General features: G+C 60.5%; 14 protein-coding genes. 7 read left to right on the forward strand and 7 right to left on the reverse strand.

The window, feature by feature from the left end; genetic code table 11:
* Nucleotides 1-31: 31 nt before the first annotated feature.
* The gene (locus tag DSCA_RS23970; protein WP_155318851.1) at nt 32-3,484 is read left to right on the forward strand and encodes a P-loop NTPase fold protein; all 3,453 of its coding nucleotides are present in this window, start codon (nt 32-34) and stop codon (nt 3,482-3,484) included.
* 97 nt (nt 3,485-3,581) lie between these two features.
* On the opposite strand, the gene DSCA_RS23975 is transcribed toward DSCA_RS23970, so the two are convergent.
* Entirely contained in the window at nt 3,582-4,574 is a 993-nt protein-coding gene (locus DSCA_RS23975; RefSeq protein ID WP_167527936.1) for an endonuclease/exonuclease/phosphatase family protein, read from the reverse strand.
* Between the two features lie 220 nt (nt 4,575-4,794).
* Between DSCA_RS23975 and DSCA_RS23980 the strand changes: the two genes are divergently transcribed.
* Together DSCA_RS23980 and DSCA_RS23985 are read left to right on the forward strand one after the other, a co-directional pair.
* Nucleotides 4,795-5,253: a tellurite resistance TerB family protein gene (locus DSCA_RS23980; protein WP_155318853.1), complete on the forward strand. Its 459-nt coding sequence runs from the start codon at nt 4,795-4,797 to the stop codon at nt 5,251-5,253.
* A 70-nt stretch (nt 5,254-5,323) separates the two neighbouring features.
* A complete protein-coding gene (locus DSCA_RS23985) occupies nt 5,324-5,809 on the forward strand; it encodes a DUF429 domain-containing protein (RefSeq protein ID WP_155318854.1) in 486 nt (161 codons plus the stop codon).
* A gap of 96 nt (nt 5,810-5,905) precedes the next feature.
* On the opposite strand, the gene DSCA_RS23990 is transcribed toward DSCA_RS23985, so the two are convergent.
* Both DSCA_RS23990 and DSCA_RS32180 read right to left on the reverse strand, forming a co-directional pair.
* On the reverse strand, nt 5,906-6,208 hold the full coding sequence (locus DSCA_RS23990) for a hypothetical protein (RefSeq protein WP_155318855.1): 303 nt from the start codon (nt 6,206-6,208) through the stop codon (nt 5,906-5,908).
* A 104-nt stretch (nt 6,209-6,312) separates the two neighbouring features.
* The gene (locus tag DSCA_RS32180; protein WP_176603557.1) at nt 6,313-7,110 is read right to left on the reverse strand and encodes a hypothetical protein; all 798 of its coding nucleotides are present in this window, start codon (nt 7,108-7,110) and stop codon (nt 6,313-6,315) included.
* Between the two features lie 176 nt (nt 7,111-7,286).
* Here DSCA_RS32180 and DSCA_RS24000 point away from each other — a divergent pair, with 176 nt between their 5' ends.
* The 3 genes from DSCA_RS24000 to DSCA_RS24010 all read left to right on the forward strand — a co-directional run bounded on the left by DSCA_RS24000 (nt 7,287) and on the right by DSCA_RS24010 (nt 8,834).
* Nucleotides 7,287-7,937 carry an SH3 domain-containing protein gene (locus DSCA_RS24000; RefSeq protein ID WP_155318856.1) on the forward strand — a complete coding sequence of 217 codons (651 nt, stop codon included), beginning with the start codon at nt 7,287-7,289 and terminating at the stop codon, nt 7,935-7,937.
* A 17-nt stretch (nt 7,938-7,954) separates the two neighbouring features.
* A complete protein-coding gene (locus tag DSCA_RS24005) occupies nt 7,955-8,374 on the forward strand; it encodes a Spy/CpxP family protein refolding chaperone (protein ID WP_155318857.1) in 420 nt (139 codons plus the stop codon).
* A gap of 256 nt (nt 8,375-8,630) precedes the next feature.
* Nucleotides 8,631-8,834, forward strand: a complete 204-nt coding sequence (locus DSCA_RS24010; RefSeq protein ID WP_269434686.1) for a winged helix-turn-helix domain-containing protein — start codon at nt 8,631-8,633, stop codon at nt 8,832-8,834.
* 29 nt (nt 8,835-8,863) lie between these two features.
* Here the strand turns inward: DSCA_RS24010 and DSCA_RS24015 are convergent, their stop codons facing one another.
* From DSCA_RS24015 to DSCA_RS24030, 4 genes are all read right to left on the reverse strand, one after another.
* Nucleotides 8,864-9,553: a hypothetical protein gene (locus DSCA_RS24015; protein ID WP_155318859.1), complete on the reverse strand. Its 690-nt coding sequence runs from the start codon at nt 9,551-9,553 to the stop codon at nt 8,864-8,866.
* A 14-nt stretch (nt 9,554-9,567) separates the two neighbouring features.
* A complete protein-coding gene (locus DSCA_RS24020) occupies nt 9,568-9,900 on the reverse strand; it encodes a hypothetical protein (protein WP_155318860.1) in 333 nt (110 codons plus the stop codon).
* On the reverse strand, nt 9,897-10,523 hold the full coding sequence (locus DSCA_RS24025) for an RNA polymerase sigma factor (RefSeq protein ID WP_155318861.1): 627 nt from the start codon (nt 10,521-10,523) through the stop codon (nt 9,897-9,899). Before DSCA_RS24025 ends, DSCA_RS24020 begins: the two co-directional genes overlap by 4 nt.
* Before the next feature lie 275 nt (nt 10,524-10,798).
* Nucleotides 10,799-11,290 carry a Spy/CpxP family protein refolding chaperone gene (locus tag DSCA_RS24030; RefSeq protein ID WP_155318862.1) on the reverse strand — a complete coding sequence of 164 codons (492 nt, stop codon included), beginning with the start codon at nt 11,288-11,290 and terminating at the stop codon, nt 10,799-10,801.
* A 555-nt stretch (nt 11,291-11,845) separates the two neighbouring features.
* Here DSCA_RS24030 and DSCA_RS24035 point away from each other — a divergent pair.
* On the forward strand, nt 11,846-13,567 hold the full coding sequence (locus DSCA_RS24035; protein ID WP_155318863.1) for a hypothetical protein: 1,722 nt from the start codon (nt 11,846-11,848) through the stop codon (nt 13,565-13,567).
* Nucleotides 13,568-13,700: the final 133 nt, after the last annotated feature.

Below are 13,700 nucleotides of genomic sequence, written 5' to 3' on the forward strand. Positions count from 1 at the left end.
TCCTATCACAATTCAAAGGAAGGAGCGGTTCATGGACAATGGGGCGCAGACCATTCCGATGACGCCGACCGTCGAGGCCGTGGAAAAGGAGTTGTCCGCAGAGGCCGGGGTATCCGCCTGGGCCGTCGCCCAGGCCATTCTCAGGCGGCATTTTGAGTTCGGCCGGCAAGCCGGGCGGCAAACGGCCGAAGGCAAGGGGCCCGACAGGCAGGAGACCCGGCCTTTCGACAGATGGATCTCCGAACTGGCCCTGCTGTTCGACCCGCTGATGGTGCCCAGGCTGCATGGCCGGCTGGTCATTCTCGGCCTGGCCCGGCTCGAGCCGGCCCTGGACCACTATCTTCGCAAGGATGGCTTTCTGGCCGCACTGGAGGACGAACTGCGGGAGGACTTCATTTCCCTGCTGCGGCCGGAGCATGTGGATCCGGCCGACGCCTATCGCGGGACGTTCATCCGGATCCTGCAGAATCGGGGCAAGCTCGACAGTCGCTTCGGCAAGCCCCGTCCGTCCGGGTTCGTCATCCTGGCCGGGGGCGGGCCCGGTCTGGACGGGCTGGTGGACCTGTGTCAGCGGCAGAGTTACAACCGATGCTTCACCGCCCGATACGTGGTGCCCTCCGGGTCGACGCTCAAAGACGCACTGATCAGCGTTGTGCGTGATATCACCGGACTCGTGGACGGCGACCTGAACACGCTTGGCGACCTGGTCCCGGATCCGGGCAGCGATGAGAAGGCCTGGATGCGGCTCGTGACCCCGGAAATCCGCTCCGCGCTCGGCGAGCTGGGCTCGGCCGGACCGGAGATGTCCGCCGGGGATGTGCTCGAGGGGCTGCTGGCGCCGATTGACAAGCTGGGCGCCTTGACGACCGGATTCCGGCTTGTCTTTTTTTTCGAGTTCCGCGCCGTGCAGCCCGGTATGTCCGCCGAACGGCTTGGCTTCAGTGATGCGGTCATCAGGCGGTTGCATGACCTGCCGGAACGGTTTGGCGTGGTATTTTCAGGGCTGCCGGAAGCGGTCGGCAGCAGCCTTTCGGATCCCCCCTTCCAGCGGTTGCAGATCCCCGTCGACCTTCAGAAAACGAGAGCCCAGGCCCTGGTCAACGACACGCCGGCCGGGCCGGACCGGCTCGACATCGCCAGTGAAGTCAATGCCTTGGCCGAATCCATCGCCCTGCGGGAAATGAGTCCCCCGATGGTGGTCGGGGTGATCGGCGGATGGGGCGCCGGCAAGTCGTTTGTGCTTCACCTGATCGCCGAACGCATCCGCGAAATCCGATGCGAACCGATCGTCCGGACCGACCCCGGGACCGCTTCCGAAGAGGCCTTCCCTTTTATCGGCCATCCGTACCTGATCGAATTCGACGCCTGGACCTATGCCAAGAGCAATCTGTGGGCCAGTCTGATGCAGACGATTTTCAACGGCCTGGACCGCCAGATCAACCTGGAACAGATCCTTTGCCGGGACCTGGGCATTTCCCTTCTGGACCACACCGAAATCTGGCGGGCGATCAGCCGGCTGACCCATGACGACCAGGACCGGCTCACCAAGACCGACCTGGGCAAGCAGGCGATTCAGATTGTGGCCGATTATGATGCGGGCAAGCGGGGGGACACCGTTTCCCGGCTCTGGGAACTGCTGGCCGGCCTGAGGCAGGCCGAGACCGACACCCTTGCCCGGGCCGAGGCGCAGCTGGCCCGGGACCGGTATGCCCGGGACCAGGCCTTGCAGGCCTTCGAGGAGGTGGTTGACCATGAAATCAACCGGCGGGCCCGTGCGGGTGCCCTGCGATCCCTGGGGGACCGGCTGCTGCAGTCGGCCTGGGAGCGGCAGCAGGCCGGCAGCCATGGCAAGGCACCGCCTTCCTATGAGCAGCTGCAGCAGAACATTGACTGGCTAAAAAAATTTTCCAAAGGCATCAACCCCCTCTCCCTGATCCTGCTGCTGGTTGCGGTCGTCACGCTTTTTACGCCCGCGCTTTTCGAAGCAGGCAACCGGGTGATCTCCCGGTTGACGCCGCTGCTGAGCCTGCTGCTTGGCGCCGGTTCGTGGGCCGTGACCTTCAACCGGTGGCTCACCCGGACCCGGAAGCAGTTCGACCTGCAGGTCGCCGACCATGAGCGGCGCTTCGGCACTGCCCGCAAAGACCTCATCCAGCAGGCGCTGGCGGCCACGGCAGCGACCGTGCCCCGCCCCGGCACCGATACACCGCCCGCAGACGGACTGCCGGATTTTTCCGAATCGATCAAACAAAAGGCCCGTGCGTTGAATGAAAAGGAAGCCAGGGTCCTGGCTGCCCGGGCCGATGTGGCGGCCCGGCGGCAGCGGATCGGTATGACGGCGCGCCATGAGAGCCTGCTGGCGCTGATTTCGAACCGCCTGGAAGGCCGTTTTTATGAAGACAAGCTGGGCCTGCTGCACCAGGTAAAAGCGGATCTGCAGGAGCTTTCCGACGCCCTGTTGGACAAAAGGGCGCCCGACGGCCTGTTTCCCCGCGGCGAACCCAGGATCATCCTGGTGATCGACGACCTGGACCGATGCCCGCCGAAACGGGTGGTGGAAGTCCTCGAGGCGGTTCAACTGCTCGTCAAGACGCCGGCGTTCGTGGTCGTCCTGGCCATCGACGTGCGCTATGTCACCCGGGCCCTGGAGATGGCCTATCAGGGCGTCCTCGTGCGCGGCGGCGATCCGTCGGGGCTCGACTACATCGAAAAAATCATCCAGGTTCCCTACCGTGTCCGGCCGGTCTCTGCCGCCGCAGTGGGCGGTTTTCTGAGGGCCCAGATGATGATTAAAAAAGAGGACCTGCCCGCGGCTGAGGCGGTGCCCGAGGAGACGGAACCCGGCAGCTCCGGTGCCGGCCCCCAAGCCGGCCGGGATGACGCGGAAGAACCGGAAGCGGCCCGGCTCTCCGTGGCGCGGTCCGCCAGGACGGAATTGCGCGTCCTGCCGACCGACGTGCTGAAATTTTCACGCCGGGAGCACGAAACGATCAGTGCGTGCTGTTCGACCCTGGAAGTCAATCCCCGGGCCATGAAGCGCCTGGTGAACGTCTACAAGCTGCTGAAAATCATCTGGCATCGCAGGGGCTTCCGGGAGGGGCCCGGCGAGGCGGTGCAGAAGGCCATGCTCGCCCTGCTGGTGCTGGGCGCCACCTATCCAGAAGTGATGCGTCAGGTCCTGCATGCCATGGAGCGGCAGTACACGCTGGGCCGACGACGGACCGACGCCTGCATCGGTAAAACCGTGAGCGATCTCTGCGGGCAACGGGCCGCCGCATCCATTCTGGCTGCCGACTGGACCGCGGTGGCCGATGCCTTCATGTCTCCGGAATTCTTCCCCCGGGAAGTGACCTTCCGGGACCTTCAGGAGATCAACCTGCGGCTGGTCAGTTCATTTTCTTTCGTGGGCGAGAACGATCCGCAAAGAGAGGCCGCACTGCGCCGCGAAGGCCTGGCGACCCCGCCGGATGGCGCAGGGCGGTGAGGGAAAAAGCGGGGGGTATGCTCAACGACGGGCCGGGCAGGGGGGCAAGACCGGAGCCCATGCCAGGGCGGCGGCCGGAGCGGTCGCCACCCGCCTCTCAAAGGCCGGGCGCCGGTTCGTCCGCCAGTTTGAAAACAACCGCCAGCGGGTTGTGGTCAGAGGTGGACACCCTGGTTGCGGCCGCATGGACGACCGACAGCCCGCGATAATAGACGTGGTCGAGATGGCGGCCGAAAAACCGGGATCGGCGGTTCGGGTCGAACCCGACGGCGCTGAGGCCTAAACGTTCGGCCATGGCCCGCACACGGGACATGCGTCCGGCGTTCCATGTGTTCAGATCCCCCGATACGATCAAGGGGCCGCGGTACGCCGCCAGAATCCCTTCCAGGCGGTCAAACTGATTTTCAAAAGCGGACGCCGCCGTCGTAAAATTAATGGCGTGCATATTCGCGACCAGAAGTTCCCGCTCGGTTCCCGACAGGGGATAACGGGTAATCAGGGTGCTTTTGGGAATGCGGGTAATCGGTTCGGTTTCCCGGAAGGCGCAGGTGAAATGGGGCGCAGTTCGGGCCGCCGTCAGCACGCCGGCATCGATTTGCCGGTATTCGAAGGCCGCCGTCATGTCCCAGAGATAGCCCGCCTGATGCAGCATTTGTTTCAGGCTGTCGGTCAGATAAGCTTCCTGCAGGATCATCACGTCCGAATCGCGGCTGAATTGCCTGAAATCATCGGCCCAGCCTCCTTTTCTGCCCTTATGGATGTTCCAGCTCAACAGGCGGAAGCCGCCGGCATTCAGCGCCGTGGGTTGACCCGTCCGGGGCGGTGTGACCCCGGCGGGGGCACCGGCTTCCAGGGCATGCGGGGCAAGGCCGGCGGCCGGGCATTCAGCGGTTTGCCTGCGGGTCTCGGAGGGGCTGCGGTGACTGACCGTCCAGCTCTCCTCGGGCACCCGGATGCATCCATACGCCGTCAGCGCGATACAGAGGCCCACGACCATCCGGACCCAGCCGGCCATCGCTTTCCGGCGGTGTGTGCGGGGTCGCCCCTTGCCGGTCGATGTCCGGCGTTCCTGCCATGTGGTCGGGTGCATCGATTTTTGCCTTTCGGGTGCAAGTGGACACCAATTTTTAATTTTAGGAACGATTTTGGAAGATGCAATCCGGTCCGGGTTCCGGTGGCCCACCGGGAAGGCCTGTGGCCGGAGCAAGCCGAGGGGATGGTGACGGACCGGCCTATTGGCGGGCCGGTTCGACAATCGACCAAATCGGTTTATCTTTATGCACATTCACTTAACGACAGGAGTATAGCCGATGATCGACCTATTCAAGCGTTTTCTCAGCAACGACGCCGCCGACGGACAGATGCGGGCCGGCCGGGACGATGACCGCGATCTGACAGTGGCGGTCTGCGCCCTGTTCCTGGAAATGGGGCGCATCGACGAGAGTTTCTCCGATCAGGAAACGGCCCTGGTGCTCTCCCTTTTAAAAGATAAATACGGCTTGTCCGGCGAAGAGGTGGATGCCCTGGTCGCCGAAGCCGATCGCGAACTGCACGAAAGCGTTGACCTGTGGCAGTTTGCCCGGGTGATCAATGAACGCTGCCGTCCCGAACAAAAAGAGAAATTGATGGAACGCCTGTGGCGCATTGTCTATGTTGACGGAAAGATGGACCAGCATGAACATTACCTGATGAACAAATTGTCCAACCTGCTGCGTCTTTCTCACAAACAGATGATCGACGCCAAGCTCAGGGTGCTGCACGGCGGGTGATTCCTTGCCTTGAACATCGCCGCCGCCGCCAAAAATGGTCCCGTCGGACTGTCGGGACGATGGTTGAAAGATGACCGTTGAGCGATACATGGGCGTGGACGGATGCCGGGCGGGGTGGTTTTGCGTGGCCATCGACGCCGGCGGCGGGGCCGACTTCGGCATTGCCGGCGCCATCGCCGATCTGTGGGCGGCCCATGGCGGGACCGGCCCCCTGTTGATCGACATCCCCATCGGCCTGATCTCCACGGCCCTCGACGGACGGGCCTGTGATGCCGCCGCCCGCGGGGTCTTGAAGCCGCTGCGCCACAGCAGCATTTTCTCGCCTCCGTTCCGCCAGGCCCTTGGCGCGCCGGATTATGCAGCGGCATGCCGGGTCAACGGAAATCGTCTACGCACGGCACCCGGCCCATCCGGTCTGGGACAGGGCCGGCCAGCGCGTGATCAGGGGGTTTTGAACCCCGTACACACCGTTTTTGACCACGGGCTTCCGCTCGACAAGTTTGCCGACGTGCGCGGCCTTTCAGGCTCATGGTGGCGCCCGGATACCGAAAGATGATAGGACCACGGGCAGTCAATCCAGGTGAGAGGCCCATCCCGAACCGGAGTGCCAGTGGCAACATTCAAGCTCCCCACCGCCTTTTATTCACCGGCTTCAAGCTGGGCCAGCGGGGATGCCTACAAAGGAGAGGTGCAGCCGGATCGTGCGGTCCCGGTTGATCCGGAGGGTGATCTTCAGGGTCCTGCCCATCCCGGTACCCAAGGTGCTGCAGGTATGGTTGTCCTTTGTTGACGTGGCGGTCTGGCAGGGAACGTTCTTGCCCACCGTGATGCCGGCCGCCTGGTTGTCGGTGGCGGGCAACCGGGGTGTGGAGCGGATGCGGGCCGCCTTGGCCGATGGGTATGCCTGAGACCGGGCCGGCACCTTCTGATCCCAGAACCGATGCCACCGGCGCACGGTCTTCTCAAGGCCACTGACGACATCTCTTCGACGGACAAGAAGTGTTCAAACGGTGAACTATGCATCGGCAGACGCGCTCGCTTTTCAGGTCAGATGCACGTTCAGCCAGATTTCGTAGGGATCGGCCCGCTTTCCGGAACCGGGTTTTCCGCCGCCGCCACCACCGCCGAAGCCGCCGCCCATACCCGATCCCTTTCCGCCTCCGCCGCCTCTTCCGCCGCCGCCCCCACGCCCCCCCCGGAGCCCATGGACGGCTGTCGCCTGGATTTTTCGGATTCCCCGTTGCCGGGCAGGATGCCGACCCCGATCTCCTTTCCGGACCCCATGTCCGCAAGGATTTCATCGACGGCAAACGGGACAATGAATTCATATACATAGCGGGAGCCATCCGGCTGGCCGACCCCGATCCCAATGCCGGTGCGCCGAACCGCTTCGACATCCATCTTCAGCGGTCCGGTCGTATCCGAATAGGTCATCTCGATCGTCGCCGGCATACGCAATTCCTGCGGTTTGGGCTCATGGTTCCCGTCGGCGCCCTTGTCTGCCGGACGGAAGTGGCTTCTTTTGCCCGGAACATAAATTCCGACGACTTTATTCTTGCCGCCATCGGGATCGAGCCAAAGGGAAAGCCCTTCGGTCGCCAGACGCATTTTCAAGTCGCGATCACCGGTGGCGAAACAGATCTGAATCGATTCGGCATCATTGGACAGACGAATGCTGGCTTTTTTGCTTTTATCGTAAAACTGGGGGCTCCCGGACCACTCGGCATCGGACCCGTCGGCGACGATCACCTGGGTATGCCATTGGCTGGTGACGTTTCGGGCGGCACACCCTCCAAACAGCAATGGCAGGAGAATCCCGATGGCGGCAATGGGTTTGCCGGGCCGGCTTTTTGTCATGATTCCTCCGATCGGTTGAACTGGTCAGCGTTCACAGGGTACCGCATCTGGGACTCCCACTGGATAGTGGTCGTCCGGACGGATCAATCGGTTACAAATTTTTTCTGTAACCGAAGCGCGCCGGGGCACGACTGAACGTCAGACAGGCAACCTACGCAAGGGAAAGGAAACGGAAGATGCAGATGATGCTGACCCGCCGGCCGTTCAGGTGGCTGGCCGTGATGGTGGCCACCTGGACGCTGGGTTTCACAACCGTCACCACGCCGGTCTGCGCGCAACCCCAAATTGCGGCCCGTCACGGGCCTGTCAGGCTCCTTCACAGGATGCCGCCCGGCCACCGGACCGTTCACGTGGGAAAATCCAGATACTACGTCCACGGCGGTGCCTTTTACGTCAGGAAACCGGCCGGTTTCATCGCCGTGCGGGCCCCGTTGGGGGCTGTGGTGGTCGTCCTGCCCATCGGGGCCATGGCATTGCTGATCGGGGGCGTCACCTTTTATGTATACCAGGATGTCTACTACCGCAGGGTGCCGGAAGGGTATGTGGTTGTTGAACGGCCGTCGGATGGGGCGGTGGCCAGACAAGCCTCTCCCGTGGTGCCGTCCCGGCAGACCGCCGGGGAAACGGTAGCCGTCATCGCCACGCTTCTCAATGTCCGCTCCGGACCCGGACGCAACTTTCCGGTGGTTCACCAGATCCGCAGGCACGACGCCCTGGTCGTTCACGGCTACGCCCCCGACTGGCTGTATGTGAAGCTGCCTGACGGCAGTTTCGGGTGGGTGATGCTCAAATTCACAACGGCGCATGAATCCAATGCCGCCGGATAGGGAGGTTTTACATGCAGATGAACGAGACACTGGAGCAGATCAGGCATGCATTGCGGGTTCTGTCGCCGGTTCTGCTTTTTGCCGCTGCCGTGGTCACGATCACCATCCTGATGGTGACCGATGCCATCTCTTTCGACGGCCGTCGCGGTCCCGATCCGGAACGGATGCTCAGCCGGCTGCAAGATGAACTGGCCCTTTCCGACGAGCAGGTACAGCAGATGCGTCCCATCCTGGAAGAACAGATGGCAACGCGCCGCAGCCTTTTCCAGGAGGTTGAAGGCCGCGGCGACCGCAGCGCCATGCGAGAAAAAATGATCAGGCTCCGCCAGGAGGCCGACCGGCAGCTGGAGTCGATTCTGACGCCGGAGCAGCTGGAGGCGTTCAGGGAAATGCGCCGTCAGAAAATGCGCGGCAGGAGAAATGCCATGGGCGGTTGAATGATTTCCGATACCCTCCTTCAGCGCCGGGGCAGACCGGAAAAAACCGTTGGGGACGACCTTGGGGTGTGCCCCGAAACAATGGGTCTGGAAATGTAACCTTTCCGGGCAGTCGACCGACTCAATAGAAAGTATCCGGTAATTCAAGACGCACAGGAGGGGACTATGGCGGTCGGCGAAACCATCTGGATGATCAGCTGCGACCCGGTTCTGATCGAACAGGTACAACTCCTCATGCCTTCCCCTGCTCTGGCATCTGGTGGGCCACGCGGGAACCGTGGTCAGCCGGGACGACCTGAGCCAGGTGTTGTACAATACCGAATACAACGGCATCGACCGTTCCATCGATGTCTACATTTCAAGGATCCGCCAGAAACTCGGCGACGATCCCTGTGATCCGGTCTACCTGAAAACGGTACGGGGTGCGGGATATCTTTTTACCGGGCCGGATAGTGCCTGAATCCAAAGGGTGCCGCCCCGGCGACCTCTTCAGGGCCTTCTTCTCCGACGCAGCTTCTTGAACGATGCCGCCTGTTCCGGGTTCAATATCGTTTCCAGCCGTCGATCCGTCTCTTCACCGATGGCCATTAGCTTTTCCCGCAAGCCGCCGCGGTTGTCGTTGGTTGTATTTTCCAGAAGGCGGCGGCGTTTTGCCATCTGTTCTTCCAGGATGGGTCGCATCTGCAGCACCTGATCCCTGGTAAGATCCAGCTCCCATGCCAGCCTGTCGAGTTGCCGGTGCGGATCGGGCCTTAAACGGCGGCCGCCGGAGAAGGGCGCTTTATTTCTGAATGGCGGCGGTTTCATGCGTTGCAGATGACTTTCGATGCGCGCCGCCACCCGATTCAGCTTCTCCTGCTGGTCGGGGCGCAACACCTCCCGGATTTGCGACAGGTAGCGGTCGAACAGCGCTTTGAATTCCGGCTGGGATTTCCTGAACAGTTCGTCAAACTCCCGATGCATGTCGTCGAACAGGGCGTCGATTCTGGCCTGCTGTTCGGCTGACAATTGAAAATCATCAAATTGCCGCTGGAGAAAACGGATCGGCGGTGGCGGACCCGCCGGATCCATGAACCGTTTGATACGGTGTTTAAGAAACAGGCCGCTTCCAATAACCCCGCAGAAGGCACCCAGGATGAAGATCATCAGGATGCCGGCAATGACTTTCCATCGGTTCATCGGTCGATCCTTGTCTATAGTCCCAATATCTCGATCAGGTTGAAATTGGCCGGGTTGTTGAGGGTCAGGGCCGCCATCTCGATGTCCGGGCTCAAGCCGCCCCGGGCCAGCCAGACGGCCATGAAAACGATCATGAGACCGGCGACGGGGGCCAGGCGCCACAGGTATTGCTGGAACAGCCACGCCGGCGGCGGCTGCCGACCGGGATCCGGCTGGGTCCGTATCTGCCTGAGGACGTCTGCTTTCCACGTATCGTCCAGAGACGCCACCCGCCGTCTGCCGGCCTGTCGATAGGCATCCCGGAGCACCGTTTCCACGACGGTTTGATCTTCATGCCTGTGCTTCATGGCCCCTCCCTCTCCCGGACGGCCAGGTCGTCGAGAATGGCTTTGAGTTTTTTTCGTGAACGATGGCTTCGGACCTTCACGTTGACCACGCTCCATCCCAGCAACCGGGCGGCCTCTTTGACGGAACGCTCCTGAAGGTGGACCAGTTCCAGCACCATGCGGTCCCGGGGAGGCAGCTGGTCCAGCGCCCACGCCAGCACTTCTCCGGCTTCCCTGCGGGCCAGCTGGCGTTCGTATTCGTCTTTGGATCGCTGGACGGATACGTTCTCCAGCCAGTCATGGTGGTCGGACGACAGGGCGCTGACCGATGTCTCCCGGCAGCGATAGCGTTTGCGCAGCCAGTCATAGGCGGTTTTTACGGCGATGGAACCCAGCCAGGACTTGAATTTCTCTCTCTTCCTGCACGTTGCCAGGGACCGATAGGCCCGAACGAACGCCTCCTGGACGGTATCCTGCAGCGCATTTTCAGGCACATGATATTTCACGCGGTTGATCACCATGGCCTCGTACTTGGTCATCAATAACCCAAATGCATCGGCATCGCCGCCCAGCACCCGTTTGATGACGGCCTCATCGTCAACGCCCGCGGCCGCAATGTCATGCTTCGCTTGGTGATGTCCCATCGTTACTAAACACAGTCGCTCGAAAACATGCAAGGGTTACGTTGCTTTCAGTCCCGTCCCGTTCTTATATGAAATCCAACCGATCGGACAAGCCCCTGTTCATCGGCACAACGTGGGTGTTACCCAACGGCAGAGACAATCCGGTACCGGGACCGGATTGTCTCTGATGGCGCTGGCCGGGCGTCTTCTGCGGGCAGCCGCAGGATAGATGCCGGTGCCCTCCATTTTCCGGACGGACACGGTTTAAAGAATGGAAGCGACGGATGCCGGTTTGTCTACTTCCGGGCGGCCATGGAATCCTCAACCAGGGCCCTGAATTCGGCATGCCGGGCATGCGCCTTCATCCTCCTGGCGCGCATGGCCTGCAGTTCGCCGAGTTGCCCGGGGGTAAGAATCGTCCGGATCTCCGAAATCATCCTGCCTTTGAGAACCATCAGATCTTCATGGACGGCGGCATTGTTTCTGAACGTCTCGCGGGCGGCGGCTTCATCGAAGGTCTCCGCAAAAAGAGCGTCAGTCATTCTGCGGTGCAGGCCTTTATTGTCCTCCATCAGATTCCGTTCCAGATTCCGGTACCGGGCGACGATTTCCGCCGCCAGGGTTTTCTGCGTGTCGTCGAGATCCAGCATCATCAGCATTTTTTCTTCGACCTTCGGGCGGTGCATCCCCGGCCCGTCAGGGCCGCCGTTGAACGGCTGGCTCCATACCACCGTGCCGGTACCCAGTAACAATCCGAAAACACACATAAAGATGACTTTGATGTTCATGAAAAATCTCCATTTTAAGGGTGTTGATGATGTAGGCCATTAAAGCGTTCTTGCGTTACCAGTATGGTCGTCGACGATGCACAAAGGGTTACAGCACTGAAGACGTATTTATTCCCTTTCCTCCTTTATCACTTCGGCGGTCGCCGGTTGTTATACGGACACAACGGTGCCGAAAGCCAAAGCAGCCTCTATCAACGGCTGGAGTCCCTGTCCGAATCGGAAGGTGAGGACGACGGGGCCGCTGTCATCCAGGCATGGGTAAACCTTGTTGTCTCTTCAGAAACCAGACGCTCTATTTATTTTCAAATTTCACTATGCTATGTCATGTCTGGCTGCAGCCACGTAGACCACTCCCATAATGATAAAAAAATATTATCCGTGAGACAGGAACTGAAAGCCGCGGGTCCAGAATTCCTCTGGATGCCCGGGTTGCCGGAAGGTGATTCGGTATTTTTTTAGGTTTTGTACTTTTTGCTCTCAACAGTGTGCACAACTTAATCTGTGAAAAAAAGTACTCATTGAAGGCTTTGCCGTGTCAAAGAAAGGCAGGATTGGATGAAAAGGTCTCTTTTTTTACCTGGGCTATCAGGCACCCTATTGGCGCTCCTGACGGTGGGACTTTTCATGGCTTCGGCTGTGCGGGCAAACATCATTACCAGCGGAGACGTCAGTCCAGACGATCCCGGCACCTGGACAAGTTCAACGCGTGTTTATATCGGGGACGATGGCACGGGAAGGCTGGCCATCACCGAAGGCAGTATGATGGCGGTTTACCGGGTCTATATCGGCCACGACTCAGGCTCCATCGGAACGGTGACGGTCGATGGCGAAGGGTCCACAATGACCAACAGCGATTATCTCGTCGTAGGTGATAGTGGTACGGGAACACTGGCCATCACCGACGGCGGTTCGGTGACGAATGACAATGCTTACATCGGATGGGACTACGACGCCATTGGAGCGGTGACGGTCGATGGCGAAGGGTCCGCATGGTCCAGCAGCGGCTATATCCAAGTGGGCGACCGTAGCCTGGGAACACTGGCCATCACCAACGGCGGTTCGGTAACGAGCTCTGGAGGGTATATCGCCGAAAGCTCCGGTTCCACCGGAACGGTGACCGTCGACGGCGTGGGTTCCACATGGGCCGATAGCGTTTTTATTTTAATTGGCGAAGCAGATAGTACGGGCACGTTGAAAATAACCAACGGCGGTTCGGTCAATACTGTGTTGAGCAGCCTTGGTATCGCTTCCGGCTCTGTCGACACGGCGATCATCGATGGCGTGGGGTCAACCTGGACCAACAGCAGTTATCTCTCTGTGGGTTGCGCTGGTACGGCAACGATGAGTATCACCAATGGCGGTGCGGTAACGAGTTCCTCTGGGCAGATCGGCTGGGGCGGCGGCGGCAAAGGGACGGTGACCGTTGACGGCTCAACCTGGACCATGAGTGAATCCCTCCTCATGGGCTACGACTGTACGGGAGAACTGAGTATCACCAATGGTGGTACGGTGACGAGTTCCTACGCGTTTGTCGGTTATGGGACCGGCTCCGGAACGACGATCGTAACCGTCGATGTCGACAGTGAGCTCAAAGTGGGATCGGCTGACGATAGCTGGAAGGGAACCATTTCAAACATCGAAACCATTCGCCTGGTGGCAGGTGCGGGGGCGGGCTCTGGCACCTATACGCCCATGTCTTACGGCACAATGGAAGGAGACGGCAGCGTCCAGGCTCTGGGCGGGGTGTGGGATGAAACCGCTCACACAATAACGGTTAGCGATGCCGTTACAGCCCGGGGCGCAGGCGGGGCCACCGCCTCCCTTGTTCTGACCGGAAACCAGCGGGCGCTGATCACCGACAGCGGGACCGGCAAGGCCGTGGGCGCCAGCTTTATGGGGGGCGACGCATCCACCGCAATCACCCTGACCGCAACCGCCGTCAGTGGCGTTAACTTCGCTTCGCTCGAGAGCCGTATCGCCGAAATTGAGGAAAAGATTCTCTCCGCCTGGAGCTTCTCGACAGATGGCTATACGGTAAGTGCCGACCATCCGGTTTATCTCTCCCTTTATGCCGATTCGGCCGGTGGCCTTCTGAGTCTGACCATCTGGCATCGTATGAGCGGCGAATGGATTGAATACGACGCTTCCGGTCTTACCTTCGACGGCACCTATGCCAGCTTCACCGTGACCGAGTTGGGAGAGTACGCAGTGACTGCTGCATCCGCAGTTCCCACAAAAGGAATGCCTTGGATTCCCTTACTGCTTCTTGGAGAATAATTGGGTTAAGACAAAGGCAGTAATTATTTTTAAAATGAAGTGGGATTTAAATTGTGACAATATTCGATGGGGATATTGTCATCGTTCATTGTGTCATCGACACGCTCCGCTATAACCCAAATGGTTTGGGATT

The sequence above is a fragment of the Desulfosarcina alkanivorans genome (assembly GCF_009688945.1).
In the GTDB taxonomy this organism is placed as follows: Bacteria; Desulfobacterota; Desulfobacteria; order Desulfobacterales; family Desulfosarcinaceae; genus Desulfosarcina; species Desulfosarcina alkanivorans.

Bases quoted from the DNA above. Each gene is read 5' to 3' on its own strand.
- DSCA_RS23970 (WP_155318851.1), top strand. From the start codon at position 32: ATGGACAATGGGGCGCAGACCATTCCGATGACGCCGACCGTCGAGGCC.
- DSCA_RS23975 (WP_167527936.1), bottom strand. From the start codon at position 4,574: ATGCACCCGACCACATGGCAGGAACGCCGGACATCGACCGGCAAGGGG.
- DSCA_RS23980 (WP_155318853.1), top strand. From the start codon at position 4,795: ATGATCGACCTATTCAAGCGTTTTCTCAGCAACGACGCCGCCGACGGA.
- DSCA_RS23985 (WP_155318854.1), top strand. From the start codon at position 5,324: ATGACCGTTGAGCGATACATGGGCGTGGACGGATGCCGGGCGGGGTGG.
- DSCA_RS32180 (WP_176603557.1), bottom strand. From the start codon at position 7,110: ATGACAAAAAGCCGGCCCGGCAAACCCATTGCCGCCATCGGGATTCTC.
- DSCA_RS24000 (WP_155318856.1), top strand. From the start codon at position 7,287: ATGCAGATGATGCTGACCCGCCGGCCGTTCAGGTGGCTGGCCGTGATG.
- DSCA_RS24005 (WP_155318857.1), top strand. From the start codon at position 7,955: ATGAACGAGACACTGGAGCAGATCAGGCATGCATTGCGGGTTCTGTCG.
- DSCA_RS24015 (WP_155318859.1), bottom strand. From the start codon at position 9,553: ATGAACCGATGGAAAGTCATTGCCGGCATCCTGATGATCTTCATCCTG.
- DSCA_RS24020 (WP_155318860.1), bottom strand. From the start codon at position 9,900: ATGAAGCACAGGCATGAAGATCAAACCGTCGTGGAAACGGTGCTCCGG.
- DSCA_RS24025 (WP_155318861.1), bottom strand. From the start codon at position 10,523: ATGGGACATCACCAAGCGAAGCATGACATTGCGGCCGCGGGCGTTGAC.
- DSCA_RS24030 (WP_155318862.1), bottom strand. From the start codon at position 11,290: ATGAACATCAAAGTCATCTTTATGTGTGTTTTCGGATTGTTACTGGGT.
- DSCA_RS24035 (WP_155318863.1), top strand. From the start codon at position 11,846: ATGAAAAGGTCTCTTTTTTTACCTGGGCTATCAGGCACCCTATTGGCG.